Origin of the sequence: Mycobacterium sp. (assembly GCF_044342925.1) — a bacterium.
In the GTDB taxonomy this organism is placed as follows: domain Bacteria; phylum Actinomycetota; class Actinomycetes; order Mycobacteriales; family Mycobacteriaceae; genus Mycobacterium.
Genome location: NZ_JBIIOV010000208.1, coordinates 1 through 4956 on the forward strand (window position 1 = coordinate 1; position 4956 = coordinate 4956).

Below are 4956 nucleotides of genomic sequence, written 5' to 3' on the forward strand. Positions count from 1 at the left end.
AGTCGCCCATGAAGACCGTCTGGCTCTTGATCTCGCCGGTGTTGTTGTTGATGAACTCGGCCGTGACGAACAGCGGGGCCGCGTACGTCATGTCCTTGTCTTTGCACTCGTCGACCGGCGCCTTGACTTCGTCGAAGCGCGGGTCGGAGAAGCTCAGCGACATGGACCCGGAGAAGTCCTCGATGGGTGAGAGCTCGGCGAGCACCTCCTCGAGGCCGCCGACCGGGTTCGGGTCACCGGCGGCCTTGGCCTTGGTACGCCACCCATCAGCGCCGATCAGCCACTTGAAGGAATCGGTTTGGACGTCGAGCAGGCCCGGAACTTCGAGTGGTTCACGCAACTTGGCAAATGAGACTCGATGTGGAGCCCCCGGAACGGAGTTCGAAGAGTTGTTCGTCGCTTTGCTCTGGCTAGAGACTGCCAAGATGCATCCTTCCAGCACCTCATGCGGACTGCCCGGATGCCGGCCGGAGCCGGATCCATCGCCGCTAATCTGCGTCGGTTCGCTCTGGCGATCGCCTGACCGGGTCCATCAACGCACGACACGTAAAAGGTCTCCTGAGCTGCTACTAACAGCTCAAACCAAGACCACGTTGTCGAGGTGCGATGTGAGGGGGGCAGGGGGAAGCCAGCGCAACGTCTAACCATACCCCAAGACGGCGCCTCGCTCAACCAGCGCATGCCGGAGCGGGCTGACGCTGGCTGGCGAAGTTGCTACCGGCACGCATGCTGCAGACAGCGTGACCCGTACTCGCCCTTCCGTCAAGCGATTCCGCGGTGTTTGGCCGGCTTTCTTCCTATTTCTTAACTGTTGCCGACTCAGATCGCGATCGTGGTCGGCACCGAAGCCGGTCCGGGCATGTCCGCAACCGACGTCGGCGGGAACTGCTCGGTCACGGTGATCCGGCCCTTCACGCCCAACTGCTGGGCCCGCGCGACCAGCGCGTTGTACTCGGCCTCGGGGATGGTCTGGTCACGGGTCAGGATGTAGCCGCTTCGATAACTCGGATCACTGACGATGACCCACTTGTAGTCCGGGTCGTAGTCGAGGATCCAGTAGTTGCCGGGCTCCCGGTTGTTCGGGTCCCCGAAGCCGAAACCAACGTTGAGCCGGGTGTTGGTGGGGCTGTTGACCGCCACGGCGGAGCCGGTGATCGTCGACTCCGGCCCGTTGGGTCCGAAGTAGTTGCCGGAGTTCTCCACCTTGATGCTGCCATCGGGCTGCGGTGTGTAGACAGCCTTGGTGTTGACCAGGCCGATGGCGAAGAACTGCTTGACACTGCCCTGCTCGTACCAGGTGCCGGCGTACTTGTCGACGTCCACCGGCGGCGGGGAGGGCAGCGTGTTGGCGCCGGCCTGTCCCATCACCAGCGGCCTGTTGGCCACGTAGGTGCCGTCGTTCGGGTTGCCGTAGATGCCGTACTTGGGCTGCGGATCGGTGGCCGCGAGACCGGCGTAGAAGTCGTTGATCCAGCCGGTGGCGAAGGTGCGCACCGCCTGCTGACCGCCCGGAGGGGACGCCCCGACGAAGATGGCGCTGCCCACCTCGCCAATATCTCCCCAGGCCGAGCTGCCGGCCACGGAATCGGTGTGCGTACCCTGGTCGATCATCGTGCCGATGAACTCACCCGGAAGCAGCTGGGCGAGCTCTTCGGTGGTCCGCCCCCAGGCGTTCCAGGACTGCGGCGGCGCGGCGATCTGGTAGTCCGCGATACCCAGGCTGTCGAGCTTGGCGATCGACGGAGCGAAGCGCTCCGGGGACGACACCCCGTCGAACATCACCACGCCGAGCAGGTCGGCGGCCGCACCGTTGTCGACGGTCCCGGCGCCAGCCACGGTGGCGAAGCTGCCACCGGCCGAATGTCCGGTCAGGATGAACTTCTGCGGCAGCACACCGGTGTAGCCGGCCTGATTGGCGCTGATATTCAGTGCGGGCCGGCTGCCGACGAACATCTCGGCCGCGGCCTCGCCGGAGAACGCGTCGTCGAACCAGTTGATCTGCGGCACCACGACGACGCTGTTGGTCTCCTTGGCGAGCGCCATCGCCATGTCGGAATACCAGCCCTTGAAGCCGAGGAAGCCGTGCTGCAGCCAGATGACGCCGTTGGCCTGCACCGTGCCGTCGGCCTGGGTCGGGAAATACCAGTCGGCGGGCGCGTTGTAACCGTTGCCTTCCGGAATGACCAGGTCGGCGCCGCCGGTCTTGACGCCGGTGACTCCGTTGGTCTTCGGCGCGGTGACCAGAGCGGTGACGCCGTTGGTGCCGGTGTTGACTTCCGGCGTGGGCGGGATGCCGAGCAGGTTGAAGATGACGTCGGTGAACGACTTGAGGACGCTGCCCAGCGGGCCGATCTGGTTCAGGGTGACCGTGGGCAGCGCCACCCCGGACGCGTCGCCGAAGATGATCTGCTGGTTGGCCGGCGCGTAGATGCCGTACTGCGGAGCGTTCGGGGTGGCCCCGGCATAGAAGTCGTTGATCCACCCGGTGCTCAGCGCGTAGGTCGCGGCGGTGTTGCCGGCCGGCACGAATCCGGCGACCAACTGAAGCACGGTGTCGAACACGGAGTTGACGCCGAGCACCGAATCGACATGCGACCCGCCGACTAGGACCACACCGTCGAACGCGCCCGGGTTGGCGGCAAGCAGCTGATTGGTGGTGGCGGCGAAGGAATTCCAGATCTGCGCCGGTGCGGCGATCTGGTAGATCGGCTTGCCGGCGGCCACCAGAGCCTGCACCTGCTTGGTGAAGTCGCCGTTGAAGACGCCGTTGGAGACACCGTCGAACATCACCACGCCGCCGAGGTCGGCGTCCTGCGCGCTGGACCCCTGGGTGACGTAGTCGGAGCCCACCGCGGAGGCGAACCCGCCGCCGGCGGAGTGCCCGGTCAGCACGAAGCTGCCCTTGAGCAAATCGACGTCGCCGGTGTATCCCGCGTCGAGGGCGCTCTTGACCAGTTCGGTGCGGTTCGGGTCCAAGAACATCGCGGCCGCGGCTTCCTGGCTCTCCTTGCCGTTGAGCCAGCTTCCCGAGAAGGTGAACGGGATGGACGACAGGTTGGGAGCCACCACGATGCTGTTGGTCTTCTGCGCCAGTTCCTCGGCCAGTGCCGAGTACAGGATGTTGTTCGCACCGAACCCGTGCTGGAGCCAGATGACGCCCTGGGCCTGGACCGACCCGTTCACCTGCGTCGGGAAGTACCAGTCGGCGGCGACGGTGTCCCCGATGAAGGCACCCGGCATCGTCAGCCGGGAGTGGCCGATCTGCACACCGGTGACGCCGTTGGTGGGCAGCGCGGCACTGGGATCGGGCGGGGCGGCGGCGACGACCGGAGTGCCGACAACCGCAGCTGGTGCCGCGCTCTCGCGCTGACCGGTGAAGGCCGCCAACGCCGGTGCCGCGATGACCGCGCCGCCAGCAGGTCCTCCGCCGAACCCGGTGAGAACGTCGAACAGCACGCTGGAGGCCGGCGCCGGCGCCGGCGCCGGAGCAGGCGCGGCGTAAGCGGCAGCGGCGGGCGCTGCGGTGACCGCGGCCACCAAAGGGGCGATGTCCGCGCGCTCGGCCACGGCAGCACTCGGTGCGGCAGCCGGCTCAGCGGCGACCGTGACAACCGCCGGTGCGGAGGGGACATCGACGACGTCGACCGCTGCCGGCGCGTCCTCGACGGGCTGGGCCGGCTGGGCGACGGTGGCGGCCGCAGGAACAGCGGCGGCTGGCGCCGGGCTGTCCGACGCCGATTCGGGTTCGGTGACAATGCCGCCGCGCGGGGACGTAACGGGCTCGACAGGCGCCTCGACGGCAGGGACCTGCGCGGTCGGGACGTCGTCGTTGCCCGCTGATGCCTGCGCCGTTTCGGGGGCGCCGCGACCGCGCGGAGCGCGGCGGGTCGGGGCGGCGGAGCTGGAGTCGGAGGCCGAAGAAGCGCTCGGGGCGGAAGCCGGCGTGCTGTCGCTCTGCCGGGTGTCACTGTCGCCGCTGTCGGCGACGGCGACCGCCGTGCCGGAGATCAGAGCTGAACCCAGCCCGACCAGAACGGCACTGGTACCCAGAAGACTCCGACGACCAACCATAACGCTTGCCTCCTAAAAGAACGATCGGACAAACGCTACCCCGGAGACGACGGCCGGGCGTTCAAACAGGCGATACCGCTGGGCCGCGTCATCGATTGGTCAGACCGAACTGTCAGTCTCCGTAGTCGGTGGTCTCGCTGGCGTAGGAGTGAGCAGCGGGAGTTGCGCCGCCGGTCTTCGCCAAATCCTCCAGAATCGCCTCCTGTGCGGCCGGCGGCAGGGTGTGCAGGATCTCCCGCACGCGGGCCTGCCGGCGCGCGACGCCCTTGCGCTCCGGCATGCCCGGAGTGGCCTGAATCTGCGGCGGCACACCCTCGATCTCTTCGACACCGCCGTCGCTCTGGCCGGCCTCCATCGCCGCTGCCTCAGCGGCCGCGGTGGCCTGGTCCTTTTCCTCGGACATGCCGATGGGGCCGATACGGCGGCCGTTGAGGAACTGCTTGACGGCAGGCTCCTCGCTGGTCAGCAGCACCTCACGGGGGCCGAACATGACCAGGTGCTTGCGGTAGAGCATGCCGATGTTGTCCGGCACCGTCCGCACGATGTTGATGTTGTGCGTCACGATCAGGATGGTGGCGTCGATCTGAGCGTTGATGTCGATCAACAGCTGGCTCAGGTACGCGGTACGCACCGGGTCCAGACCGGAGTCCGGCTCGTCGACGAGGATGATCTCAGGGTCGAGCACCAGCGCCCGGGCCAGGCCGGCGCGCTTGCGCATACCGCCGGAGATCTCGCCGGGGAACTTGTGCCCGTCGTTGGGCATACCCACGATGTCGAGCTTCTCCATGACGATCTTGTTGATCTCGGTCTCGGACTTCTTGGTGTGCTCGCGCAGCGGGAAGGCCGTGTTGTCGTAGAGGTTCATCGAGCCGAACAGCGCGCCGT

The 4956-nt window shown here is 67.0% G+C and carries 2 protein-coding genes and 1 pseudogene; all 3 read right to left on the bottom strand.

Going from position 1 to position 4956, the window contains the following annotated elements; all coding sequences use genetic code 11:
* Positions 1-442 (bottom strand): annotated as a pseudogene (locus ADBZ6I_RS15945) (DNA-directed RNA polymerase subunit beta); the annotation flags it as partial.
* 377 nt (positions 443-819) lie between these two features.
* On the bottom strand, positions 820-4071 hold the full coding sequence (locus ADBZ6I_RS15950; protein WP_526385545.1) for a lipocalin family protein: 3252 nt from the start codon (positions 4069-4071) through the stop codon (positions 820-822).
* A gap of 112 nt (positions 4072-4183) precedes the next feature.
* Positions 4184-4956: ABC transporter ATP-binding protein (locus ADBZ6I_RS15955; RefSeq protein ID WP_526385547.1), on the bottom strand; the 773-nt coding region annotated here is incomplete at its 5' end.